The sequence below is a fragment of the Haliea atlantica genome (assembly GCF_054779855.1).
The window spans coordinates 89,256-111,448 of record NZ_BAAGXL010000019.1; the positions used below are offsets into that span (position 1 = coordinate 89,256).

Annotated in this window: 23 protein-coding genes and 1 tRNA gene; 13 read left to right on the forward strand and 11 right to left on the reverse strand. The window is 65.9% G+C overall.

Annotated elements, in window-relative coordinates:
• Positions 1 to 153 precede the first annotated feature (153 nt).
• Positions 154 to 229 (reverse strand) — tRNA-Phe (locus tag ACYVGS_RS12170).
• 180 nt (positions 230 to 409) lie between these two features.
• Between ACYVGS_RS12170 and ACYVGS_RS12175 the strand changes: the two genes are divergently transcribed.
• From ACYVGS_RS12175 to ACYVGS_RS12190, 4 genes are read left to right on the forward strand one after another with little or no spacing between them, the layout of a single operon-like run.
• On the forward strand, positions 410 to 709 hold the full coding sequence (locus tag ACYVGS_RS12175) for a glycine zipper domain-containing protein (RefSeq protein WP_460588959.1): 300 nt from the start codon (positions 410 to 412) through the stop codon (positions 707 to 709).
• 35 nt (positions 710 to 744) lie between these two features.
• A complete protein-coding gene (locus ACYVGS_RS12180) occupies positions 745 to 1,218 on the forward strand; it encodes a hypothetical protein (protein ID WP_460588960.1) in 474 nt (157 codons plus the stop codon).
• Complete coding sequence (locus ACYVGS_RS12185; RefSeq protein ID WP_460588962.1) at positions 1,193 to 1,483, forward strand: hypothetical protein; 291 nt, start codon at positions 1,193 to 1,195, stop codon at positions 1,481 to 1,483. The genes ACYVGS_RS12180 and ACYVGS_RS12185 overlap by 26 nt, the downstream gene beginning before the upstream one ends.
• On the forward strand, positions 1,480 to 2,595 hold the full coding sequence (locus ACYVGS_RS12190; RefSeq protein WP_460588963.1) for an AI-2E family transporter: 1,116 nt from the start codon (positions 1,480 to 1,482) through the stop codon (positions 2,593 to 2,595). The genes ACYVGS_RS12185 and ACYVGS_RS12190 overlap by 4 nt, the downstream gene beginning before the upstream one ends.
• On the opposite strand, the gene ACYVGS_RS12195 is transcribed toward ACYVGS_RS12190, so the two are convergent.
• Both ACYVGS_RS12195 and mutY read right to left on the reverse strand, forming a co-directional pair.
• The gene (locus tag ACYVGS_RS12195) at positions 2,596 to 2,871 is read right to left on the reverse strand and encodes a Fe(2+)-trafficking protein (RefSeq protein WP_460588964.1); all 276 of its coding nucleotides are present in this window, start codon (positions 2,869 to 2,871) and stop codon (positions 2,596 to 2,598) included. It lies immediately after the preceding gene.
• Positions 2,868 to 3,932, reverse strand: coding sequence for an A/G-specific adenine glycosylase (gene mutY, locus ACYVGS_RS12200; RefSeq protein ID WP_460588965.1), 1,065 nt, complete (start codon positions 3,930 to 3,932; stop codon positions 2,868 to 2,870). Before mutY ends, ACYVGS_RS12195 begins: the two co-directional genes overlap by 4 nt.
• 42 nt (positions 3,933 to 3,974) lie before the next feature.
• Between mutY and ACYVGS_RS12205 the strand changes: the two genes are divergently transcribed.
• Positions 3,975 to 4,859, forward strand: a complete 885-nt coding sequence (locus ACYVGS_RS12205) for an alpha/beta hydrolase fold domain-containing protein (RefSeq protein WP_460588966.1) — start codon at positions 3,975 to 3,977, stop codon at positions 4,857 to 4,859.
• A gap of 41 nt (positions 4,860 to 4,900) precedes the next feature.
• Here the strand turns inward: ACYVGS_RS12205 and ACYVGS_RS12210 are convergent, their stop codons facing one another.
• From ACYVGS_RS12210 to ACYVGS_RS12220, 3 genes are all read right to left on the reverse strand, one after another.
• On the reverse strand, positions 4,901 to 7,057 hold the full coding sequence (locus ACYVGS_RS12210; protein ID WP_460588967.1) for an FAD-dependent oxidoreductase: 2,157 nt from the start codon (positions 7,055 to 7,057) through the stop codon (positions 4,901 to 4,903).
• 71 nt (positions 7,058 to 7,128) lie between these two features.
• A complete protein-coding gene (gene arsS, locus ACYVGS_RS12215; RefSeq protein WP_460588968.1) occupies positions 7,129 to 8,094 on the reverse strand; it encodes a radical SAM/Cys-rich domain protein in 966 nt (321 codons plus the stop codon).
• A 130-nt stretch (positions 8,095 to 8,224) separates the two neighbouring features.
• The gene (locus ACYVGS_RS12220) at positions 8,225 to 8,764 is read right to left on the reverse strand and encodes a midcut-by-XrtH protein (RefSeq protein WP_460588969.1); all 540 of its coding nucleotides are present in this window, start codon (positions 8,762 to 8,764) and stop codon (positions 8,225 to 8,227) included.
• Between the two features lie 149 nt (positions 8,765 to 8,913).
• On the opposite strand from ACYVGS_RS12220, the gene ACYVGS_RS12225 reads away from it, so the two are divergent.
• The 7 genes from ACYVGS_RS12225 (at position 8,914) to ACYVGS_RS12255 (ending at position 14,597) form a co-directional block, all read left to right on the forward strand.
• Positions 8,914 to 9,756 carry a sterol desaturase family protein gene (locus ACYVGS_RS12225; protein ID WP_460588970.1) on the forward strand — a complete coding sequence of 281 codons (843 nt, stop codon included), beginning with the start codon at positions 8,914 to 8,916 and terminating at the stop codon, positions 9,754 to 9,756.
• A 133-nt stretch (positions 9,757 to 9,889) separates the two neighbouring features.
• Positions 9,890 to 10,483, forward strand: a complete 594-nt coding sequence (gene hisB / locus ACYVGS_RS12230) for an imidazoleglycerol-phosphate dehydratase (protein WP_460588971.1) — start codon at positions 9,890 to 9,892, stop codon at positions 10,481 to 10,483.
• Positions 10,484 to 10,486: 3 nt separating this feature from the next.
• The gene (gene hisH / locus ACYVGS_RS12235) at positions 10,487 to 11,137 is read left to right on the forward strand and encodes an imidazole glycerol phosphate synthase subunit HisH (RefSeq protein ID WP_460588973.1); all 651 of its coding nucleotides are present in this window, start codon (positions 10,487 to 10,489) and stop codon (positions 11,135 to 11,137) included.
• Positions 11,131 to 11,880, forward strand: coding sequence for a 1-(5-phosphoribosyl)-5-[(5-phosphoribosylamino)methylideneamino] imidazole-4-carboxamide isomerase (hisA, locus tag ACYVGS_RS12240; protein ID WP_460588974.1), 750 nt, complete (start codon positions 11,131 to 11,133; stop codon positions 11,878 to 11,880). Before hisH ends, hisA begins: the two co-directional genes overlap by 7 nt.
• The gene (hisF, locus tag ACYVGS_RS12245; RefSeq protein WP_460588975.1) at positions 11,880 to 12,653 is read left to right on the forward strand and encodes an imidazole glycerol phosphate synthase subunit HisF; all 774 of its coding nucleotides are present in this window, start codon (positions 11,880 to 11,882) and stop codon (positions 12,651 to 12,653) included. The genes hisA and hisF overlap by 1 nt, the downstream gene beginning before the upstream one ends.
• Positions 12,654 to 12,672: 19 nt before the next feature.
• Positions 12,673 to 14,022: a sensor domain-containing protein gene (locus ACYVGS_RS12250; protein ID WP_460588976.1), complete on the forward strand. Its 1,350-nt coding sequence runs from the start codon at positions 12,673 to 12,675 to the stop codon at positions 14,020 to 14,022.
• Positions 14,023 to 14,024: 2 nt separating this feature from the next.
• On the forward strand, positions 14,025 to 14,597 hold the full coding sequence (locus ACYVGS_RS12255) for a nucleoside deaminase (protein WP_460588977.1): 573 nt from the start codon (positions 14,025 to 14,027) through the stop codon (positions 14,595 to 14,597).
• Positions 14,598 to 14,601: 4 nt separating this feature from the next.
• Here ACYVGS_RS12255 and ACYVGS_RS12260 read toward each other — a convergent pair whose 3' ends face one another.
• The 5 genes from ACYVGS_RS12260 to gpmI form a co-directional block, all read right to left on the reverse strand.
• The gene (locus ACYVGS_RS12260; RefSeq protein WP_460588978.1) at positions 14,602 to 16,383 is read right to left on the reverse strand and encodes an SLC13 family permease; all 1,782 of its coding nucleotides are present in this window, start codon (positions 16,381 to 16,383) and stop codon (positions 14,602 to 14,604) included.
• Between the two features lie 112 nt (positions 16,384 to 16,495).
• Positions 16,496 to 17,503 carry a divergent polysaccharide deacetylase family protein gene (locus ACYVGS_RS12265; RefSeq protein WP_460588979.1) on the reverse strand — a complete coding sequence of 336 codons (1,008 nt, stop codon included), beginning with the start codon at positions 17,501 to 17,503 and terminating at the stop codon, positions 16,496 to 16,498.
• Between the two features lie 2 nt (positions 17,504 to 17,505).
• The gene (locus ACYVGS_RS12270) at positions 17,506 to 18,825 is read right to left on the reverse strand and encodes a S41 family peptidase (RefSeq protein WP_460588980.1); all 1,320 of its coding nucleotides are present in this window, start codon (positions 18,823 to 18,825) and stop codon (positions 17,506 to 17,508) included.
• A 68-nt stretch (positions 18,826 to 18,893) separates the two neighbouring features.
• Positions 18,894 to 20,057 (reverse strand): murein hydrolase activator EnvC family protein, encoded by a 1,164-nt coding sequence (locus ACYVGS_RS12275; RefSeq protein WP_460588981.1) that lies wholly within the window; start codon positions 20,055 to 20,057, stop codon positions 18,894 to 18,896.
• A gap of 4 nt (positions 20,058 to 20,061) precedes the next feature.
• Positions 20,062 to 21,621, reverse strand: a complete 1,560-nt coding sequence (gene gpmI, locus ACYVGS_RS12280) for a 2,3-bisphosphoglycerate-independent phosphoglycerate mutase (protein ID WP_460588982.1) — start codon at positions 21,619 to 21,621, stop codon at positions 20,062 to 20,064.
• 158 nt (positions 21,622 to 21,779) lie between these two features.
• Between gpmI and ACYVGS_RS12285 the strand changes: the two genes are divergently transcribed.
• Entirely contained in the window at positions 21,780 to 22,193 is a 414-nt protein-coding gene (locus ACYVGS_RS12285; protein ID WP_460588983.1) for a rhodanese-like domain-containing protein, read from the forward strand.

Sequence of the window (22,193 nt, forward strand, 5' to 3'; positions counted from 1 at the left end):
ATTTATAGACCGAACTGGGTCTACTCACGAATCTACTCACATTCTTTCGGGCTGGCAAGGCAAGTGCTGGGAATAGTGGGCAACAAAAATCCCTGCTAAAGCGGGATTTCTATGGGGGTCTGGGAGGTTTTGGGAGTGCTTGGAAAGATAGGGTGGTGCCCGGAGACAGAATCGAACTGCCGACACGGGGATTTTCAATCCCCTGCTCTACCAACTGAGCTATCCGGGCTTTTGGCTTGCTGCCGAAGGCTGCGTATTTAACCTTCCCCTTGCACGGGAGTCAAGCGTCGGCGGCATTTCTCTTGGTTGTGGCGGCCCGCCGTCTGACCGCACAGCGTGTGGATGCAGCCGCTTGCCGGATGGGCTACCCTGAAACCACGCAATGGCGATGACCCAGGAGGAAAGTCACATGGCAGAGTCCACTGACAAGAAAACCTCGACCCGGCAACAGGAGCTGGATTCCGGCAAGGAAGCGGCCATGGCGGCCTACGAGAAGTTGCTGGATGCCCAGCAGCACTTCCGCATGGCCGCAGAGGCCGCCGGCATGGATCTGAAGGAAGACGCCATGCAGCAGCTGCTCAAGGGCAAGAGCAAGGCCGACGAGATGGGGCAGGAGGTGGAGAGTTACGTCCACGAAAAGCCCCTGGCGACCATCGGCATCGCCTTTTTTGCCGGCCTGCTGGTCTCCCGCCTGCTGTCACGGCGCTGAGCGGAGTGTCAGGACAGCCTGCCCCGGGAGAGCCTGTGGACGCGGCTGGCGGTCAGGACGCGCCGTCCAGTGCCACTCAGCGCAGCGAAGCGGTAGGGGCGTCCCCCCCAACGGCCGCGGGACTGGAAGAGGAGCTTCGCGGTTGGCTGGCGCTGGCGGTTGAGGCCTTCGAGACCGGCAATCAGTTCTCCCGGCTGGCACTGCTGGAGCTGAAGCTGGCCGCGGGGGATTCGGCGCGACTGCTGATCCTTGCGCTGGCAGCCGTGCCACTGGTCATTCTGGCCTGGTTGGGGCTCAGTGTGCTGCTGGCCTGGTTGGCCTATTCCACGTTCGGTTCCATACCGCTCGGCCTGGCCTGTTTTACCCTGATTCAGATCCTGGCGCTGCTTGTAATGGGGCTGGCGGCGAAACGCTATTCCCGCAGCCTGGCACTGCCGGCGACCCGGCGACAATGGCGCGCAATGATGGAGACGGAGGACGGCCGTGGGGCGCAAGCATCGGATTCATGAGCTGCGCGCGGTGGAAGCGCGCCTTGAGGCGCAGTACAGCAGCCTGCATGAGAATGCCACGGCCCGCATGCGTTACCTGCGGGCCCTGCACCCCGCCTGGCTGGCGGGTGGTGGCTTTGTCTCGGGGGTGCTGGTGGAGCGGCTGGTGACCCGTTTTGCCGGCAGTGAAGCCGCCTCGAAGGCGGTATCCCGGGGTATGCGGCTCTGGCCGTTCCTCTCCAGTGCCTTTCCGGCTGGCCTGCTGATGGGCAAGCCGGCACCGTGAGCGTTGACCGTCTCCCTCCGGGAACATTTTCGCTGCGAATCCTCGCCGCCCTCGCCGTTCTCTATACGGTGTATTTTGCCCAGACCCTGTTGATCCCGATTGTGGTGGCGCTGTTTTTTGCGCTGCTGCTCAGCCCCCTGGTCAAACTGCTCAAGCGTTTCTATATTCCCCGCACCTTCTCCGCCATGCTCATGCTGGCCTTGATTGGTGGGCCGATGGTGCTTCTGGGTAGTCAGCTGGCGGAGCCTGCCCAGCGTTGGGCGGAGGCCATTCCCCGGCTGACGGATCAGCTGACCGACCAGGTGGATGACCTGACCGACAAGCTGTCACCGGAGGCCGAGAAGCCACCGGAGCCAGAGAGCTTCAGTTTCTTTGGTCTGTTTGAAGGGGAGGAAGAGTCCGCTGCCGACAAGCGAGAGAGTGGCGGTAGCAAGGACGGCCGCGTCAGTGAGCGACTCAAGCAGGGTGGCCTGGAGTTGCTGCTGACCATGCTGGGTGCCGCGCCGGTGGTGATTGCCCAGTTCCTCACTACGGTATTGCTGATCCTGTTCCTGCTGATCTTCGGCTCGCGGCTGTTTGCGGCGTTCGTCGAGATCTTCCCGGCCATCGACGACAAGCGGGCCTCGCTACAGCTGGTGCGCACCATACAGGTGGAACTGTCGCGTTACATTCTCACGGTGAGTGTGATCAACGCCTGCCTGGGGCTCACGGTGGGAGTCGCGCTGTGGCTGTTCGGGGTGCAGGACCCACTGCTCTGGGGTGTGCTGGTGGGTATGCTCAACTTCGCACCCTATGTTGGCCCGCTGATCGGCGTGATTCTGCTGGTACTGGCCGGGGTGGTGCAGTACGGCGCGGTGGCCTTTGCCCTGCTGCCGGCACTGGTCTATTTCACCATCAACCTGCTGGAAGCCCAGGTGATCACGCCCCTGGTGCTGGGCCGCCACATGCGGCTCAATCCGCTGATTATCCTGGTGTGGCTGGTGATCTGGGGCTGGCTGTGGGGTGCCGTGGGCGTGTTGCTGGCGGTGCCTCTGCTGGTCTGCCTGAAACTGGCGGTCGGGCAGACCAACGTGCTGCGCTACTGGGTCCAGTTGATAGAAACCCGGGCCTGATCAGTTGCCGGAGGGGGGCACGTAGCCCTCGGCGCGGTCGTGCTCTTCGCCGGCGAGGAACTTGTCCATTTCCTCCTGCAGGTACTTGCGGGTGGCGGGGTCGATCAGGCTCAGCTGCTTTTCGTTGATCAGCATGGTCTGCTGGGCCTGCCACTCGTCCCAGGCCTTCTTCGAGACGTTCTCGAAAATATCCTGCCCCCTGGGGCCGGGATAGGGCGGGGCGTCCAGGCCCTCGAGTTCCTGCTGGTACTTCTTGCAAAACACGGTGCGCGTCATGGTGTGGCTCCGGAGTCTATGGCGTTCAGCAGGCGGGCGACGGGGGCCGCCAGGCCCACCTGCGGCGGTTGCGCCACGTTATACCAGAGCTGTTCGCCAGCGGCCATGATCGATTCGGGCCGTGTGCCAAGCTGGGCCTGCAGGGGCTGAATGTCCAGGTGGTAGTGGCTGAAGGTGTGCCGGAAGGGCGCGCCCGGTTCCAGCGTGAGCGGTTCCCGGGCGAAGCGATCCAGGCACCAGTCGGTCACCTGATCGCTGGCGGATAATTCCGGGAAGCACCAGAGGCCGCCCCAGATTCCGCTGGGGGGGCGCTTTTCCAGCAGGACATGGCCGTCCGCGTCGCGCAGGATCAGGAACACGGTGTCGCGCACGGGCAGGGCCTTGCGCGGTTTGCGCCCGGGATAACTGGCCTGCTCCCCCGTGGCCCGGGCCAGGCAGTCCGCCCAGAGTGGGCAGGCCTCGCAGTCCGGTTTGCCGCGGGTACAGACGGTGGCGCCCAGGTCCATCATTGCCTGGGTGTAGTCGGCGGTGCGCTGTTCCGGCGTATGGTCTTCGGCGAAAGCCCAGAGTGTCTTCAGCACCCGGGATTCCCCGGGCCAGCCGGCCACGGCGTGGTAGCGGGCGAGCACGCGCTTGACGTTGCCGTCGAGGATCGCGGCTGTTTGCCCCTGGGCGATGCTGGCGATGGCCCCGGCGGTGGAGCGCCCGATACCGGGCAGCGCAGCCAGCCCCTCGACACCCACCGGGAACTCGCCGCCGTGCTGCTGGCAGACGTCCCGGGCGGCGCGGTGCAGGTTGCGGGCGCGGGCGTAGTAGCCGAGCCCGGTCCACAGGTGCAGCACCTCGTCCACCGGCGCCTCGGCCAGCGCCACCACCGTGGGGAAGCGGGCCATGAAGCGCTCGAAATAGGGAATGACCGTACGCACCTGGGTCTGCTGCAGCATGATCTCGGACACCCAGACCCGATAGGGATTGATGTCGCGCTGCCAGGGCAGATCCTTGCGGCCGTGCCGGTCGTACCAGTCCAGGACGCGGCGGGAGAAGTCGTTCGGGGAAGTCATCCGGCTAGTGTAATGTAGAGCGAATCAAACGGACATGGACCCATGGGAAGAATGCAACGAGCTCTGGCGATCATGGTGACGACAGCCTCCGTCACCCTGGCGGGCTGCGGTGTCTGGCTGGGACAGTTACGCCCGCCCGAGGCCGTGGAGACCGTGACCTTTACACCGCCGGACTGGCCTGCGGCCCTGCAGGCCGATGTGCACCGGCCGCAGGGTGAGGGCCCCTTCCCGGGTATGCTGCTGGTACACGGCGGGGGCTGGGAGGGGCGCAGCCGCGAGGATATGGCGCGCCTGGCGCGCTATTACGTCGGGCGCGGTTATCTGGTGATGAACATCAGTTACCGCTTTGCCCCCGCGGCGACCTACCCCGCCCAGGTGCACGATGTGCAGCAGGCGATGCACTGGCTGCACAGCGAGGCTGAGCGCCTGCAGCTGGATACCGGACGGATCGCCGCTTTCGGCTATTCGGCGGGGGCGCACCTGGTCAGCCTGATGGCCCTGGCCGCGGGTACGGGCAGTGATCTGGACCGGCCCTGGGGCGGCCCCCGTACCCGCCCCGCTGCGGTGATCGCCGGCGGCGCCCCCACCGATCTGCGCAAGTTCACCGGTGGTCGGCTGGTGCCCCAGTTCCTGGGCGGGCGTATTGGCGAGATTCCGGAGACCTTTGCCGCGGCATCCCCGGTTACCCGGGTGCATCCGGGTGCGCCGCCCTTCCTGCTCTTCCACGGTACCCGGGATAGCCTGGTTCCCATCGACCACTCGGAGGACTTTGCCGCAGCACTGGCCGGCGAGGCGGTGCCGGTAACGCTGGAGCGTCAAGCTTGGCGGGGGCACATATTGACCTTTCTCACCGTCGGAAGCGTACTGCCGGAGGTCAATGACTTCCTGGCCGAGTCCCTGGGGTCTGCCGGGCAGATGGCGCGCTAGCGGCAGGCCGGTCGTGCTCCGCCGGCCCGCGTTCGGGCGTTTCAGCCGCGCCGCCAGCGGTGGTAGCGCTCGACCCAGCCCAGCAGGCGTTCGGGTGCGTGGGCCTTTTTCCACTCGCCGGCGGCGTACTTGTTGGCCTCTGCCAGCGTCGGGTAGCTGTGGATGGTCCCCAGCAGCTTGTTCAGGCCCAGGCCGTGGCGCATGGCCAGGATGAACTCTGTCAGCAATTCCCCGGCCTGTGGGCCGACGACGGTGGCGCCGAGGATGCGGTCGCGGCCGGGCACGGTCAGGACCTTCACAAATCCCCGGGCGCTGCTGTCGGCGATGGCGCGGTCGAGGTCCGCAAGGTCGTAGCGGGTGATTTCGTGGGCGACGCCGCGCTCGATGGCCTCCTGCTCCGACAGCCCTACCCGGGCCACCTCCGGCTCGATAAAGGTGACGTGGGGGATCACCGAGTAGTCCACCTTGAAGCGCTTGAACTGCCCGAACAGGGCGTTGACCGCGGCGTACCAGGCCATATGGGCGGCGGCGTGGGTGTACTGGTAGTCGCCGGCCACATCGCCCGCGGCGAAGATATTCGGGTACAGGGTTTCCAGGTACTCATTGGTGGTGACGGTATGGTTGGTGGGGATGCCCAGGTGTTCCAGGCCATAGCCCTGGAGTCGAGGGCGGCGCCCCACGGCGAGCAGCAGATGGTCGAAGACGATACGGACCTCCGCGCCTTCGTCGTCCTCCGCCAGCAGGTACTGCTCCCCGCCTTCGCGCACGCAGCGCAGTGCCGTGTGCCCGGCCAGCACCCGCACGCCATCTTCGGCCAGGGCTTGCCGGGCCATCGTCGACACCTCGGGGTCCTCTTTCGGCAGCAGGTGTTGATTGCGCTGCAATACGGTCACGCGGGAGCCCAGCCGGGCAAAGGCCTGGGACAGTTCACAGCCGATCGGGCCGCCCCCCAGGACCAGCAGGCGCCGGGGCGCCTGGTCCAGCTGGGCGAAGCGCTCCCACAGGGTATCGCTGGTGACGTAATCGACCTCCGCCAGCCCCGGCAGGTCGGGGATGTGGGGGGCGGCGCCTGCGGCAATCACGATGGACCGGGTGGTCAGGCGGCGGGTGCCACCGGCGTTGAGGGAAATCTCCACGGTCCAGGGGTCGACAATGCTTGCGTAGCCCTGAAGGACATCTACCCCAAGGCCGCTGTAGCGCTCGACGCTGTCGTGGGGTTCGATCTCGGCCACGATGCGCTGTACCCGCTCCATGACTGCGCGGAAGTTGAAGTCCGGCTCCACGGGCTGCAGGCCGTACTGGTCCGCCCGGCGCATCTGGCTGGCCAGTCGGGCGCTGCGGATCAGGGCCTTGCTGGGTACGCAGCCGTAGTTGAGGCAATCGCCGCCCATGCGCTGGGCTTCCACCAGGGTCACCTTGGCCTTGACGGTGGCGGCGATGTAGGCGGAGACCAGCCCCCCGGCGCCGGCGCCGATGACCACCAGGTTGCGATCAAACTGCCGTGGGCGTTGCCAGGGTCGATAGACGCGCCGACGCTGTACCAGAGCGACGATGGCGCGGGCGATCCAGGGGAACAGTCCGAGCAGCACGAAGGACAGCAGCAGTTCCGGCGAGAGCACGTCGCCGACCCGCTCCACCTGGGCCAGCTGGGTGCCGGCATTCACATAGACCGCGGTGCCGGCCAGCATCCCCAGCTGGCTGACCCAGTAGAAGGTCCAGGTGCGCAAGCGGGTCAGGCCCATGACCAGGTTGATGATGAAGAAGGGGAAAATGGGTACCAGGCGCAGGGTGAACAGGTAGAAGGCGCCGTCGCGCTGGATGCCGCGGTCGATGGCTTTCAGGCGCTCGCCAAAACGGGCCCGCACGGTTTCCCGCAGCAGGAAGCGCGCCACCAGGAAGGCCAGGGTGGCGCCGATGCTCGAGGCGAAGGAGACCAGCAGCAGGCCCTGCCAGAGGCCGAACAGCGCGCCGCCGGCAAGGGTCATGATGGTGGCGCCCGGCAGAGACACGGCAGTCACCAGGACATAGATGATGAAGTAGGCGGCGGGGATGGCGACCGGGTATTGTTCGAGCAAGTCGTCAAAGCGCGACTGACTGGCCTTCAGCTGGTCCAGGGTCAGGTAGCTGTCCAGGCCAAGGGCATAGAAGGTGGCTACCACGGCGGCGATGATCAGCAGAATCCACAGTCTTTTCTTCAAGGCTTTGCTCCGGGTGGGGTTTCTCAAGTAGGGGGTGCAGCGGCTGCCGCGAACGGGCCTCTGGGGGTTGCTTACGAGGCGTTCAGGGCCCCGCCGCAGCTGCTGCCTTGCCCTGCGGTGCATCCATAACAGTGGTCCGCGGTGTGGATGCCTTTGCCGACCAGGTCCTCCCGGAGCAGGTCGCGCAGGTGCTGGCGCGGACCGTTGCCTGGCAGGGGGAGATCCAGCTGCTGGTTGAAGTCGCAGTCATACAGGTAGCCGCGCCAGTCCACGCTGACCAGGGAGCGGCACATCACACCCTCCAGGTTGCCGGGCTGGTAGGCGTCCTTGAGCAGCTGCATGTAGCTCGCGAACTCGCCCCGGGACACCAGGGTGCTGCCAAAGCGCTGGATAGGCATGTTGGCCAGGGTGAACAGGGTGTTGAACTCGATGCCGAAGTGCTCCCGCAGCTCGCGCTTGTAGTCGGCTTCCAGGGCCTGTTGTGGCGGTGGGAGGCTGGGGCCCTGGGGGTTGTAGACCAGGTTCAGCACGAGCCCGCTGCCAGGCTCGCCGTAGCCCAGGCGGTTGAGCGCCTGCAGGGCCGCGATGCTCTTGTCGAAGACGCCGTCCCCCCGCTGCCGGTCGACATTGGCCGGCGAGTAACAGGGCAGCGAAGCCACCACTTCCACCTGGTGTGCGGCCAGAAATGCGGCGATGTCCTCGTAGCCCGGCTCCTGCAGAATGGTCAGGTTGCAGCGATCCATGACGCGCACGCCGCGCTCCCGGGCCATGCTGACGACCTCGCGAAAGCGCGGGTGCATCTCCGGTGCGCCGCCGGTGAGGTCCAGCAGCTCGATATTGCGAGCATCCAGGACCCGGGGCAGCAGCGCGATATTGTCGTCGTCCATCATCTCGGTGCGGGTCGGACCGGCATTGACATGGCAGTGCAGGCAGCGCTGATTGCAGCGGTAGCCGAGATTGACTTGCAGGGTGTCCAGCGTCCGACGCTGTAGCGTCGGGAAGTCACTGACCTTCAGCAGTGGCAGGGTGGCGTGCATGGGCAATCCTTGATCCGTTCAGCTTTTGCTTACGTGGCCAACGATGCGCCGGATTGCGGGAAGTTACAAACAAAAAACCCGCCGGGTGGCGGGTTTGCAGGCTGGCTAACCGGCGTTTGACGCCTGGGCGCTACTCCGGTGCGCAGAGGGGCAGCGCGCACTGCCCACCGGATGCCACGGGGCTGTTGAGGGTGCAGGCGGGTACGCCTTCTCCCTCGTTGGGTACGAGGGTGCACTGCTGCTCCGGGTTCTGGAAGCGGTAGCCGAGAATACGCATGGGGTTGGGGCAGTCATTAGTGAAAATGTTGCCGCCCCGTTCGTACATCGCGTAGGTACCGCCCGTCTCGCAGTCCCCCGCGGAGGTAACGCTGAAGGAGCTGGTGGCGAGGCTGCGTTCCACGCCCAGTCCGCCGCTGATCAAGCCCGCGGAGAAGAGAGCCACTGCTGCGGCGCGACCGGCGGCGCCGCCGCGAAAAGCGCGCAGCGCAATGATGGCCAACAGCCCGCCCAGTGCAATCAGGGCCGTTGTGCCCAGGGTGGGCACGGCCAGGGAGCCCGGCCCGAACTCGACAATGATCTGCGGTCCACCGGCAAGAGTGGCTGGTGCGGCGCCGAACAAGGCAATAGCGGTGATTGTGGCCGCAAGGCGGCCGGTGTGCTTGATCTCCATGATGCGTCTCTCCCCCGAGAAATCTTGACTTTCCTGATGTTTTTCTACCCCAAAGTCTTGACATGTGCAAATTTAATTTTCTGTTGTATTTCCCGGGTGCGATTTTGCCCCGGTTGATCTGCTAGACTGACCTCACGTTCGGGGGTGCCATGGAAGAAAGTGGAATCGTTGTCAGTTCGTCCTCGACCCTGGTGTATACCTTCACCTTCGTGGTCTTCGGGCTCTGCATGCTGTGGGAGATGTTTGCCCCCCGGCGCGCGGACAGCGCCGGTGTGGCCTGGCGCTGGAGCAACAACTTTTCCCTCGGGCTGGTGAACTGGTATCTCTCCGCGGTTGCCAACACGCTCCTGGTACTTTGGGTCGCCGCGTGGACTGATCGCCGGGAGTTCGGGATTCTGCAGATGCTCGGCTGGGGCCCGGTCGCCGGGTTTCTGATACTGCTGGCGTCCACGCAGCTGCTCGGCTACTGGGTGCATGTGGCTTTCCACCGGGTGCCCTGGCTGTGGCCCATTCACGCCGTGCATCACTCCGACACCCAGGTCGATGTCTCCACCAGCTATCGGCACCATCCCCTCGAGCCCCTGCTGACCCTGCCAATCAGTGCCCCACTGGTATTTCTGCTGGGGGTATCTCTGGAAGCCGCCGCTGCCTACCGGCTGTTTGCCGTCCTGGCGACCGTATTCAGCCACAGTAATGTGCGGATTCCCGAAGCCATCGAGCGCCGGCTGCGCTGGCTGGTGCTGACCCCGGACTTCCACCGGGTGCACCACAGCTCCGAGCCCCGTTTCACTAACAGCAACTACGGCTCCCTGGTGCCCTGGTTCGACTATCTCTTCGGCTCCGCGCGGCACTGGGACTATGCCGAGCACGAGCGGCGGGAGCTGGGCCTTGAGTACCTCCGCGAGCCCGCCGATTCGCGCTTCGACAACCTGCTGGTGCAGCCGCTGTCGGTGGCTGGGGAGACGGCCCGTGGGGAGCGCGAGAAAGCCTGACCCGCGGGCGCCTGTTCCGGGCTGGCGGGGTCCGCCGGCGGTGAATTCCCCCGGGCTTTCTTCTATAATGGCCGGCTTTCCGCGGCGCCCTGGGGCGCCCCAGTCACACTGCTCCCGACTTCCGGAGGCCGGCATGTCCGAGCGCAAGGCAAGCATCACCCGCAACACCCTGGAAACACAGATCACGGCCACCGTGAACCTGGACGGCACCGGGCAGGCGCGCTTCGACACCGGCGTGCCCTTTCTCGAGCACATGCTGGACCAGATCGCGCGGCATGGCCTGATTGACCTGGACGTCCAGGCCAAGGGCGACCTGCATATCGACGACCACCACACGGTGGAGGATATCGGCATTACCCTCGGGCAGGCCTTTGCCCGGGCGGTGGGGGACAAGAAGGGGATTTTTCGCTACGGTCACGCCTACGTGCCCCTGGACGAGGCCCTGTCGCGGGTCGTGGTGGACTTTTCCGGGCGCCCGGGTCTGGTCTACAACATTCCCTTCACCCGCGCCCAGGTTGGCGGCTTTGACGTGGACCTGTTCCAGGAATTCTTCCAGGGCTTCGTCAACCACGCCCAGGTGACCCTGCATATCGACAACCTGCGCGGTGAAAACAGCCACCACCAGATCGAAACCGTCTACAAGGCCTTTGGTCGTGCCCTGCGCATGGCCCTCGGCCGGGATGAACGCATGGCGGATGCCATGCCCTCGACCAAGGGTGTGCTCTAAGCCGTGAGTGGAACCGTTGCCGTTATCGACTATGGCATGGGCAACCTGCACTCGGTTGCCAGTGCCCTGGAGCACGTGGGCGCGGAACGGGTGGTGGTTACCTGCGACGCAGCGGAGATCCGTGCCGCGGACCGTGTGGTCTTCCCGGGGGTTGGCGCCATCCGCGATTGCATGGCCGAGATCCGTCGTCTGCACTGTGACCAGCTGTTGCAGCTGGCGCTCACCGAACAGCGCAAGCCCGTATTGGCGATCTGCGTGGGCATGCAGGCACTGATGACGGACTCCGAGGAAAACGGCGGCGTGCCCTGTCTGAATATTATCCCGGGCCGGGTGCGGCATTTTGGCCACCCGCTACAGGATGCCGAGGGCCAGCGGCTCAAGGTGCCACACATGGGCTGGAACCGGGTGCGCCAGGTGCGTCCCCACGCCCTGTGGCAGGGGATACCCGACGACAGCCGCTTCTATTTCGTGCACAGCTACTACGTCACGGCCGAGGACCGCAGCCTGGTTGCCGGCAGTGTCGAATACGGGGTCACGGCGGATGCCGCCCTGGCCCGAGACAACCTGTTTGCCGCCCAGTTTCACCCGGAGAAGAGCCACACCGCCGGGTTGCAGCTGTTGCGCAATTTTATCGAGTGGAACCCCACATGTTGATCATCCCCGCCATTGACCTCAAGGACGGCCAGTGCGTGCGCTTGCGCCAGGGCCTCATGAAGGACAGCACCGTGTTCTCCGACGACCCGGTGGCCATGGCCCGGCGCTGGGTGGATGTCGGCTGCCGGCGCCTGCACCTGGTGGACCTGAACGGCGCCTTTGCCGGTGAGCCAGTGAACGGTGAGGTAGTGACCGCGATCGCGGCAGCTTACCCCGACCTGCCGATCCAGATCGGCGGCGGTATCCGCAACCTGGAAACCATCGAGCACTATGTCCGCGCCGGTGTCAGCTACGTGATCATCGGCACCAAGGCGGTCAAGGAGCCGGCCTTCGTGGCGGAAGCCTGCCGCGCCTTCCCGGGCAAGGTGATCGTCGGCCTGGATGCCAAAGACGGCCTGGTGGCCACCGATGGATGGGCCGAGGTCTCCACTGTGCAGGCGACCGACTTGGCGAAGCAGTTCGAGTCGGACGGCGTCTCGGCGATTGTCTACACCGACATTGCCCGGGACGGGATGATGCAGGGGGTGAATGTCGAAGCCACGCTGAGCATGGCCCGCGCCTCGTCGATTCCGGTGATTGCCTCGGGCGGGATCACCAATCTCGACGATATTCGCGCCCTGAGTGCCGTGGCCCACGAGGGCATCTGCGGTGCCATCACCGGTCGCGCCATCTACGAAGGCACCCTGGACGTCGCCGAGGCCCAGCGCCTGTGTGACCAGGCCGGTGCGGGAGCCGGCGCCTGATGGGGCTGGCCAAGCGCATTATCCCCTGCCTGGACGTGGACAACGGCCGGGTGGTGAAGGGCGTCAACTTCGTGGATATCCGCGACGCCGGCGACCCGGTGGAAATCGCCCGTCGCTATAACGAGCAGGGCGCCGACGAGATCACCTTCCTGGACATCACCGCCAGTCACCAGGGCCGCGAGACCACGGTGCACACGGTGGAGGCCATCGCCCGGGAAGTCTTCATCCCCCTCACCGTGGGCGGCGGGATCCGCTCGGTGGAGGATATTCGCACCATGCTCAACGCCGGTGCCGACAAAGTCAGTATCAACACCGCCGCCATCCACGAGCCGGAACTGGTGCGCCGTGCCTCCCAGCGCTTCGGCGCCCAGTGCATCGTCGTCGCTATCGACGCCAAGCGGGTCGACGATGTGGACGGCCAGCCGCGCTGGGAAATCTTTACCCACGGCGGTCGCAAGCCCACCGGAATCGACGCGGTGGCCTGGGCGGTGAAAATGGCCGAACTGGGCGCCGGCGAGATCCTGCTCACCAGCATGGACCGGGATGGGACAAAGAACGGCTTCGAGCTCGGCGTGACCCGCGCCATCACCGACGCCGTGGATATCCCCGTTATCGCCTCCGGTGGCGTGGGCAACCTGCAACATCTGGTGGATGGCATCCTGCTCGGCGGCGCCGATGCGGTGCTCGCCGCCAGCATCTTCCACTTTGGTGAGTATACCGTGCCCCAGGCCAAGATTTACCTGGCCGAGCACGGCATCGAAGTCCGCAGCTGATCCGGTGGGGGTGAGGAGCATGAGCAATTCACTCCCACCCCCCTCCCTGGATCAGGTACTCGACCTGATCCTGGATGCGGTCTGTGTGGTGGATCGCGACGGTCGCTTCCTCTATGTCTCCGCCGCCAGCCGGCAGGTGTTTGGCTATGCCCCCGAGGAGATGGTCGGCAGGATGGTATGGGACCTGGTCCATCCCGAGGACCAGGAACTTACCCGGGCCCAGGCCGAGAGGGTAATGTCGGGCATCAGCAGCAGCCAGATCGAAAACCGCTACATCCGCAAGGATGGTTCCGTCGCCGACATCATGTGGAGTGCACGCTGGTCCGAACGGGACCAGGTGCGTATCGGCGTGGCCCGGGATGTCACCCGGCGCAAGCAGGCCGAGAGGGCCCAGGCAGCGCTGCTGGAGATTTCCCGATCAGTCCATCGCAGCGGGGACCTGTCCGCTCTGCTGGATGAAATCCGCGGCATCATTGTCGAGCTGGTTCCCTGCGACAACTTTCAGGTCGTGCTTGACCATGCGAACCCAGACAGCCCGGCCGGTTCGGCGGCCCCGCTGAATCGAGCCCCCGTGGGAGTGCCGTCCCGGCATCGCCTGGAACCCTTCGTCGTGCAAGTGATGCGGACGCAGCGTCCCTTGCTGCTGGATCGCCAGAGCATCCTGGCTCAGGGGACAAAGGACGCCGATAGCCTGCCCCACTCCTGGCTGGGCATCCCCCTGGTAGACGACCAGGGGATCATGGGCGTGCTGACTGTCGAGCGCTTGCTTCCCCAGAGCGCCTTCAGTGAGCGCGAGCGGACGCTGCTGCAATTTGTCTCCGAGCAGGTGGCCAGTGCCATTCGCCATCGGACGATGCTGCTTCGACTGGAACACCTGGCCCAGTATGATGCCCTGACCGGGCTGCCCAATCGAGCCCTGCTGAACGACCGCCTGATCCAGTCTATGGAGAGCGCCCAGCGGCATGACCAGCTCGTGGCGCTGCTGTTCGTCGACATGGACGATTTCAAGCAGATCAACGACACCCTGGGCCATGCCGCCGGCGACCGCCTGCTGCAGCTGGCGGCACAGCGGCTCACGGCCTGTGTGCGTCGGGCGGACACAGTAGCGCGACTGGGCGGAGACGAATTCGTGGTGGTCATTGAGGGCCTGAACAGTACCGCTCCCCTCGAGGGCCTGATGATCAAAATCCGCGAGGAGTTTGCCCGGCCTTTCGAGCTGGCCGGGCAGATCGTCGGTGCGTCCCTGAGTGTCGGTCTGGCGCTCTATCCCCGCGACGGCATCTCCCCGGAGGCCTTGCTGCAGCATGCGGATCGTGGCATGTATGCCGCCAAGGCGGACACCCGCCGCAACGAGGGAGGTTCCCGCTGAGCATGTCTGCCTGTGCTGGTGACAAGCCGCTTGCGTCCCTGTCTGGCCTGTTGCCCGACTGGCTTGCGGCGCTCAATCGTGGCCGTCGCCACTTCGATAGCGACGCCGCCGCGATGCAGCTTGCCGTGGTTGCGGCTGAACGCAATATTGTCGAGGGAGGGGGTCCCTTCGGAGCGGTGGTGCTCGGTCCCGACGGCCAGTTGCTCGCAGTCGCGGCGAACCGGGTGCTGCCTGCCCGCTGCTCGCTGTGGCACGCGGAAATGTTGGCCATGGCGCTCGCCCAGGAGCGCATCGGGAGCCACGACCTGGGTAGTGTCGGTCCTTGCAGCCTGTACACCACCTGCGCGCCCTGCGCGATGTGCTTTGGTGCCATACCGTTCGCGGGCCTCCATCGGCTGGTTTGCGCGGCCGCCACCGAGGATGCCGAGGCCGTCGGTTTTGACGAGGGCGCCAAGCCGGACAACTGGGTGTCGGCACTGGAGACACGCGGCATTGCGGTCACCCTCGGCGTGCTGGCCGAGCAGGGGCGTGCGCTGCTGCAGAGCTATCAGCGCGCGGCGGGCGCGATCTACTGAGTGATCACCCGGCTGCCTCCAGCGGCCACAGCCAGAAAATGGCCAGTAGTGCGCTGGTCCCTGCCACCAGGTTCATCGGGATGCCCACCCGCAGGAAATCGCTGAAGCGGTAGCCACCCGGGCCGTAGACCATCAGGTTGGTCTGGTAGCCCAGGGGGGTGGCGAAGCTGGCGGAAGCGGCGAACATGATGGCCAGCAGGAAGGGCTCCGGCGCCAGGCCGGCGCCGCCGGCCAGGTTCAGGGCGACCGGGAGCATCAGCAGGGCGGCCGCGTTGTTGGTGATGGTTTCGGTGAGCAGGGATACCGCAACATAGGTGAGCACCAGCATTAGCCAGGGGCGTCCTCCGCTCAGGTCCATGATATTGGCCGCGAGGAACAGGGCGGCGCCCGACTGCTCCAGGGCCAGCCCCAGGGCGAAGGAGGCGCCGATGGTTACCAGTACGCCGAGGTCCAGGTTGCGTTCGGCCTGGGCCAGGGAGCAGCAGCCCGTCGCCAGCATCAATAGGGCACCGATCAGGGCGGCATTGAGCATGCTCAGCAGGCCGGTACCGGCGCTGAGGATGACGGCGAGCAGAATCATCCAGGCCAGCCAGGCCTTCTCGTGGCGGGGTGGCTGCGCGTCGAGCTCGCTGATCAACAGGAAGTCCCGGCTGTAGCGCTGCCGGGTGACGAAGGCGGGTCTTGCTTCCAGCAACAGCGTGTCGCCAGCCTCCAGTTCAATGGTCCCCAGGTTGCCCCGGATACGTTCGCCGTTGCGGGCGACGGCGAGCACAACGGCTCCATAGCGGTCGCGAAAGCGGGCATCGCGGATGGCCTGGCCGATGGCCTCGCAATGGGGCGAGACCACAGCCTCCACCAGGCGTCGCTCGGCGCGCTCCTGCTGCAGTGGCCCCTCCAAGCCGTTTTCCGGTGAAGCCTCGAGACCCTTGATGCCGAGGAGATCGGTAATGGCCTGTGTGTCGCCGGCAAACACCAGGCGGTCGCCGCCGCGCAGGGTTTCGCCGCTGTCCACTGCGGTCAACAGGGTGCCGTCGCGTTCGATTTCCACCAGGTAGACCCGGCGCAGGTGGCGCAGGCCGGCGCCCTCGATGGTCTTGCCCACGAGCGGGCCGCCCCGGGTGACCGCGACCTCCAGGGTGAACTCCCGGGTGTTGGCGAAGGTCTGCCGCGGCTGGCGGTCGGGCAGCCAGCGGGGGAAGAACAGCCACATGAACAACAGGCCGCTGGCGGCGACGACCAATCCGACGCCGCTGATGGCAAATAGCGAAAAACCTTCGCCCCCGGTGAGTGCCCGGTACTGTCCGTTGACCACCAGGTTGGTGCTGGTGCCGATCAGGGTCAGGGTGCCGCCGAGGATGGAGGCATAACTCAGGGGAATCATCAGGCGGGATGCGGACAGCCCGGTCTTGCGCGACCAGCTGTGCACCGCGGGGATCATGGTGGCCACTACCGGGGTGTTGTTGAGTACGCTACTGAGCAGCACCACGGGTGTGAACAGGCGCCCCAGGGCGCTGCGGATATTCCCCGGTCGACCCAGCCAGCGATTGACGATCCACTCGCTGCCGCCTGAAGCCTGGATGCCCGCCGCTACCACGAACATGGCCGCCACGGTGGCCAGACCCGGGTTGGCGAAGCCCAGCAGGGCAGCCTCGCCGCTCAGGACGCCCGAGGTCATCAACAGTGCCAGCGCCGCCAGGGTTACCACCTGTGGTTGCAGTCGCGTCAGCCCCAGCGTGAGCAGAACGCCCCCCGCGCTTCCCAGAGCCAGCCAACCCTGCCAGTCCATACTGTCATGCCTTTCTTTGTTAGACGAAAACAGAATAGATCAGAGAGAATTGGTAACTAAATAATATAAAGTGCTCTCGGAATAGCTGCCGGTTATAAGCCCGCCGCTGCTCTCAATAGCCTGTCAGGTAAGTCTGCCAGTCGCGACTGCAAACGCGGCGCAGTGGTGGTCGCGGGGCGGGCGCAGGCAGACAGGTGCCCGCGGCCGAGGGGACCGGATTGTCCAGGGGCCCCGGGTGATGGTTCTCGGGCGGCTCCGCCGGGGGCCTGGACGGACCTGAAACCCCAATCCCGAGCGCCTCGGAGACCAGTGCGAGGCTCACCCCGCGCCGGGCCAGGGTCGGCAGTTGATTGCGCAAGACGGCAGCGGTTTCCGGGTAGGGGTGGCCGATGGCCACTCCCAGCCCCTCTTCCCTGGCGCGCGCGATGGCTGCCTCAAGGCGCTCCAGGATGGCGTCGGGCTCGCGCAGGTTGTCGAGGAATACCTGTCGCGAGAGGTGGGGCAGCCCGGCCGCCTGCGCCTGAAGGGCGGCGACCGTGCCCTTGTGGGTGCGTGAATCCACGAAGTAAAGCCCCTGTTCGCGCAGCAACTGCATCAGCCAGCGCATCGCCTGTGCATCGGCTGTCATCTCGCTGCCCATGTGGTTGTTCACCCCGCGCGCGTGGGGTACGCTGGCCAGCGCCTCAGCCAGGGTCTGCCGCAATCGCGTCTGGTCCATGTCCGGGGTCAATGCGCCCGCACCGGGTGACTTGCCGTTGCGTGCGCTCATCGGCGCGTGTAGCAGTATCTCCTTGCCCTCACGATGGGCCTGTGCAGCCAGGCTGGCGCCGTGGGGGGTATGGGGCAATACCGCGATATTCAGCTTGCCGGGCAGTTCGACGATGGCGCGACCCTGCCGCAGGCTGTTGCCAATGTCGTCAATGATGATGACCAGGCGTGGCTGCCGGGCTTTGCCTGGGAGTGGTTGCTGGAGGGCCGTTGTGGCGGCCCGAGGTGCGGCCGCACCGGACGTGTCTGGCGCGGGAGTCGACGACACCGAAACGGGCAGTATTAGCAGCGCCAGAAGGCTGAGCTGCTGAAGGGTTTCGGGCCAGAAGCGAGGGGGCCCCCGCCGGTGCACGGTCAATCCTGGGCGCGAGAGGCCGGATTTCCGGCCTGCTGCCCCTGCCGTGCCAGGATATTCACGCCCTTGAGCAGGGTCAGGGCTTCGTAGAGCTGGTTGTCCTCGGTCAGCAGGGACTTGCGCGCCTCGCGGCGCGTAGCATTGCCGTTGCCGTTGTCCAGGTGCCGGTTGAGGTCGGCCTCGCTGATCTGGCCCGGATTCTCGAAGGTGGTGACCTGGGCGCGCTCCACCAGAATATCGGGCACGATGCCAGCAGCCTGGATGGAGCGGCCGTTCGGGGTGTAATAGAGCGCGGTGGTCAGCTTCACCGCCCGCTCTTCGGAAATCGGCATCACCGTTTGCACCGAGCCCTTGCCGAAGCTGTCGGTGCCCATGATCACCGCGCGACTGTGGTCCTGCAGCGCGCCGGCGACGATTTCCGAGGCGCTCGCGGAGCCGCCATTGATCAGCACCACCAGCGGTATGCCGTCACTGGCATCGCCGGGTTCGGCGGCGTACTCGACGTCGGAATTGGGCAGGCGGCCTTCGGTGTAGACCACCAGCCCGCCGTCCAGGAACAGGTCGGCGACCTCGACACTGGCCTGCAGGACGCCGCCCGGGTTACTGCGCAGGTCGAGTACCAGGCCCTTGAGGGGGGCTTTCTTCTGCAAGCGCTGCAGTGACTTGCGAACGTCAGCCCCGGTGCCGTGCTGGAACTGGGCGATACGGATATACCCGTACCCGGGTTCCAGGCTGCGCTCGCGCACGCTGGCCACCTTGATGGTGTCCCGGGTCAGGGTCAGGTCGAAGGGCTGGCTCTCCCCCGGACGGCCAATGGTCAGCTCGATGTCGGTGCCGCGGGGCCCGCGCATCAGGTCGACGGCTTCTCCCAGGCCCATGCCCTTCACCGTCCTGCCGTCGAGCTTGAGAATGATGTCCCCCGGCTGGAGGCCGGCCTCGGCCGCGGGCGAGCCGTCAATCGGGGCAATGATTTTGACGTAGCCGTCCTCCATGCCCACCTCCAGGCCCAGGCCGCTGAATTCACCGCTGGTGGAACTCTGCAGGTCGGCAAAGGCGTCCTTGGTCAGGTAGGCAGAGTGCGGATCCAGGTTCATCAGCAGGCCCTGGATTGCCAGCTCCAGCAACTCGCTGTCGCTGAGTTCCTCCACATAGCCGGTGCGGATCTGGTGGTAGACGTCCGCAAAGGTGCGCAACTCGTCCAGGGGGAGGCGCGCCGCCGGGTCGTTCTGGTGGGCTTCGTTGGCGAGCGTGCCATGGCTGTGCAGAGCGCCAACTAGCAGTGCAGCAGCGGCGAGAACGCGGGAGAAGGACATGAGCATGGGTACCGTCTTGCGGCACGGGGCCGCTCTGGAAAACGCAAAACCCTAGTGTAACCGATTCGTCGGGTTCAGCGGCACCAGCTCACGGGGTCGACCGGCTTGCCCTGCTGGCGGATCTCGAAGTACAGCGCCGGGGACTGCTGGCCGCCACTGCTACCGACGGTACTGATCTGGGCGCCGGCATTGACCCAGTCACCGACCTCGCGGAGCAGGCTCTGGTTGTGGCCGTAGAGGCTCATGTAGCCGTCGCCATGATCGAGGATCAGCAGCAGCCCGAGGCCGCGCAGCCAGTCGGCGTAGACCACGCGCCCGTGGTGGATGGCATGCACGGGTGTGCCGGTATCGGCGAGCAGATTGAGGCCCTGCCAGCGCAGGCCACCACTGCCCCGCGGGCTACCGAAACTGTTGGCGCGCTTGCCGGGTACCGGCCACTCCAGCTCACCGCGGGCCTCGGCGAAGGGGCGGGCGTCTTCGGGCAGTGTCAGCGCCAGGGCTGCCTGCTCCAGAGCTTGCAGCAGTTCCTCCAGCTCCGCCCGCTCCTGTTGCAGTTGTTCCAGCTGCCGGCTCTGGTCGGCAATATCGGCGTCAAGGCTGGCGACGACCCGGGCACGCTCCGCCTTTAATGCGAGTTCCACTTCCTGCTGCGCGGCGAGGGTGTCGCGTCGGCTTTCCAGTTCGCGGCTGCGAGCGGCGATGTTCTGCTCGACCTCTGCCAGGTCCGCGAGCGTGGCGCGAAAGGCCTCCAGCTGCTCCCGGCGAACGTCAAGGAAATAGCGATGGTAGGCCAGGCTGCGCGCTACCGTCTGTGGATCGGTCTGGTTGAGGAGGAGCTTGATGTCCGGTTCGCGCCCCTGTTGCCAGACCGCGCGCAGCTGCTCGGCAATGCGCTGGCGCTGCTGGTCGCGGCGGGCTTCCAGGTCCCCCTGGCGCGCGCGCAGTTGCTCGAGTTCCGCCCGGGTGTCGGCGATGGCCTCGCGGTTCTCGCTGATCTCGCGACTGAGACTGCCCAGCCGCTGTTCGCTGTCCCGCAGCTGCGTCTGCAGGTCGCCGAGCTCGCCCCGCGAGGCTTCCAGTTCCCGGGTGATCTCCGTGATCCTGGCCTGCAGGGCCTCCAGTGCCGCGCGGGCTTCCTCGGGGCGCTCCGGGGAATCTGCCGCCAGTGCTGCCGGAGCGCAGAACAGCAGGAGGCCAGCCAGCACGCGAGCCGGCCCCGACAGGCGAGGGCCGGGCATGCGCTCAGCCCTCCGACAGCACCAGGCTGTGGCCGCTCATCTCGTCGGGCTGGGGCAGCGCCATCAGGTCGAGCAGGGTGGGGGCGATGTCCGCGAGGATGCCGCCCTTCGGGTCCAGCTGCAGATGCCGGGGGCCGACATAGACCAGGGGCACCCGCTCCGTGGTGTGCTGGGTGTGCAGTTGGCCGGACTCGTAGTCCTGCATCTGCTCGCAGTTGCCGTGATCCGCGGTGATCAGGGCCTGGCCGTCGACCTCCTCCAAGGCGTCGGCAACCCGCCCCAGGCAGCTGTCCAGCGTTTCCACGGCCTTCACGGCCGCCGTGTAGACGCCGGTGTGGCCGACCATGTCGCCATTGGCATAGTTGCAGACGATCAGGTCGTAGTCGCGGGAGCGGATTGCCGCCACCAGCTCGTCGGTGACCTCTGGCGCACTCATCTCCGGTTTCAGGTCGTAGGTGGCGACATCCGGTGAGGGCACCATGATGCGCTTCTCGCCGGGGAAGGTCTCCTCGCGGCCGCCGCTGAAAAAGAAGGTGACGTGGGCATATTTCTCGGTTTCCGCGAGGCGCAGCTGGGTCTTGTCCCGCTGTGCGAGGTAGTCGCCCAGCACGTTGTCCAGGGACTCGGGGGGAAAGGCGCAGGGCGCGGGAATATCGGCGGCGTATTCGGTGGTGGTGACAAAACCGGCCAGGTCGGGCACCTGCTTGCGCGGGAACTGGTCGAAGCCCGGTTCGACGAAAGCCCGGGTCAGCTGGCGCGCGCGGTCGGCGCGGAAATTCATGAACAGCACGGTGTCGCCGTCGCGGATGCAGGCCGGCGCCTCATCGTCCGGACAGATCAGGGTGGGCAGGACAAACTCGTCGTTTTCGTCGCGGGCGTAGGCGGCGGCGAGCCCCGCGGTGGCGGTTTCGGCGCGGTGCGGCGCTTCGCCGTCGACCAGCAATTCCCAGGCCTGCTGGATACGGTCCCAGCGATTGTCGCGGTCCATGGCATAGTAGCGGCCGACAATGCTGGCGACGCGCCCGCAGCCGAGCTCGGCAAACAGGGCCTGGGCTTTTTCCAGGGAGGCCTCGGCGCTGCGCGGGGGGGTGTCGCGACCATCCAGGAAGGCATGCAGATAGACGCGTCGGGCACCGCGCTTGGCCGCCAGGCGAACAGCCGCCAGCAGCTGGTCCTCGTGGCTGTGAACCCCGCCGGGGGACAGTAGGCCGAGTACATGGACCGCTCCATCCCGGTCCACCGCCTTGTCGATGGCGGCGGTGTAGGTGGAGTTCTCGTCAAAGCTGTTATCGGCGATGGCCTGGTCGATGCGGGTAATGTTCTGGTAGATCACCCGGCCGGAACCCAGGCTCATGTGGCCGACCTCGGAGTTGCCCATCTGCCCTGCCGGCAGGCCCACGTCCAGGCCGGAGCCGGAGACCAGGGTATGCGGTGCCTCCCGCCACAGCCGGTCCCAGACGGGGGTGTTGGCGTTGGCGATGGCGTTGTCCTGGGTCTCTTCCCGGTAACCCCAGCCATCCAGGATGATCAGGACGGTGGGGGTTTTCTGGCTGGCGCTGCTCATGGCTCTCCCGGATGTGCTCGTGGATGGCGTGAATCGCGCATTTTACCCGCTTGGCGCACGCATCGCATGGGGTAATTGGCGGCCGCTGATGGCTGGCCGCCCCCCGGCATAGGCTGTATACTTGGCGCCTTTTTGAACAGCGGCAAGACGTCTGCCCTATGGCTTTATTCCTGGAATTCGTGACCCAGCAGTGGGTTTTGTTCGCGGCCCTGTTGGCGGTGCTGGTCATGCTGGTGTTGCACGAGGCCCGCAAGGCGGGTCCTGCTCTCAGTCCCCAGCAGGCTATCAATCGGGTCAATGCCGAGGGCGGTGTGTTCGTCGATCTGCGCGACGCCGGCGAGTACAAGGCCGGGCATATCGCGGACGCCCTGCACATTCCCGCCGGCAAGCTGGAGAGCCGGATCGGCGAGCTGGAGAAGTACCGCGATCAGCCGGTAATCCTCGTTTGCAAGATGGGGCAGACCGCCGGCTCGGCCAGCAAGCAGCTGAAGGCGGCTGGCTTCTCCAAGGTGTACAAGATGGCGGGCGGTATGTTGGAGTGGAACAACCTGCAACTGCCACTGGTGAAATAG

Bases quoted from the DNA above. Each gene is read 5' to 3' on its own strand.
- ACYVGS_RS12175 (WP_460588959.1), top strand. From the start codon at position 410: ATGGCAGAGTCCACTGACAAGAAAACCTCGACCCGGCAACAGGAGCTG.
- ACYVGS_RS12195 (WP_460588964.1), bottom strand. From the start codon at position 2,871: ATGACGCGCACCGTGTTTTGCAAGAAGTACCAGCAGGAACTCGAGGGC.
- mutY (WP_460588965.1), bottom strand. From the start codon at position 3,932: ATGACTTCCCCGAACGACTTCTCCCGCCGCGTCCTGGACTGGTACGAC.
- ACYVGS_RS12205 (WP_460588966.1), top strand. From the start codon at position 3,975: ATGGGAAGAATGCAACGAGCTCTGGCGATCATGGTGACGACAGCCTCC.
- arsS (WP_460588968.1), bottom strand. From the start codon at position 8,094: ATGCACGCCACCCTGCCACTGCTGAAGGTCAGTGACTTCCCGACGCTA.
- ACYVGS_RS12220 (WP_460588969.1), bottom strand. From the start codon at position 8,764: ATGGAGATCAAGCACACCGGCCGCCTTGCGGCCACAATCACCGCTATT.
- ACYVGS_RS12225 (WP_460588970.1), top strand. From the start codon at position 8,914: ATGGAAGAAAGTGGAATCGTTGTCAGTTCGTCCTCGACCCTGGTGTAT.
- hisB (WP_460588971.1), top strand. From the start codon at position 9,890: ATGTCCGAGCGCAAGGCAAGCATCACCCGCAACACCCTGGAAACACAG.
- hisA (WP_460588974.1), top strand. From the start codon at position 11,131: ATGTTGATCATCCCCGCCATTGACCTCAAGGACGGCCAGTGCGTGCGC.
- hisF (WP_460588975.1), top strand. From the start codon at position 11,880: ATGGGGCTGGCCAAGCGCATTATCCCCTGCCTGGACGTGGACAACGGC.
- ACYVGS_RS12250 (WP_460588976.1), top strand. From the start codon at position 12,673: ATGAGCAATTCACTCCCACCCCCCTCCCTGGATCAGGTACTCGACCTG.
- ACYVGS_RS12255 (WP_460588977.1), top strand. From the start codon at position 14,025: ATGTCTGCCTGTGCTGGTGACAAGCCGCTTGCGTCCCTGTCTGGCCTG.
- ACYVGS_RS12260 (WP_460588978.1), bottom strand. From the start codon at position 16,383: ATGGACTGGCAGGGTTGGCTGGCTCTGGGAAGCGCGGGGGGCGTTCTG.
- ACYVGS_RS12270 (WP_460588980.1), bottom strand. From the start codon at position 18,825: ATGCTCATGTCCTTCTCCCGCGTTCTCGCCGCTGCTGCACTGCTAGTT.
- ACYVGS_RS12275 (WP_460588981.1), bottom strand. From the start codon at position 20,057: ATGCCCGGCCCTCGCCTGTCGGGGCCGGCTCGCGTGCTGGCTGGCCTC.
- gpmI (WP_460588982.1), bottom strand. From the start codon at position 21,621: ATGAGCAGCGCCAGCCAGAAAACCCCCACCGTCCTGATCATCCTGGAT.
- ACYVGS_RS12285 (WP_460588983.1), top strand. From the start codon at position 21,780: ATGGCTTTATTCCTGGAATTCGTGACCCAGCAGTGGGTTTTGTTCGCG.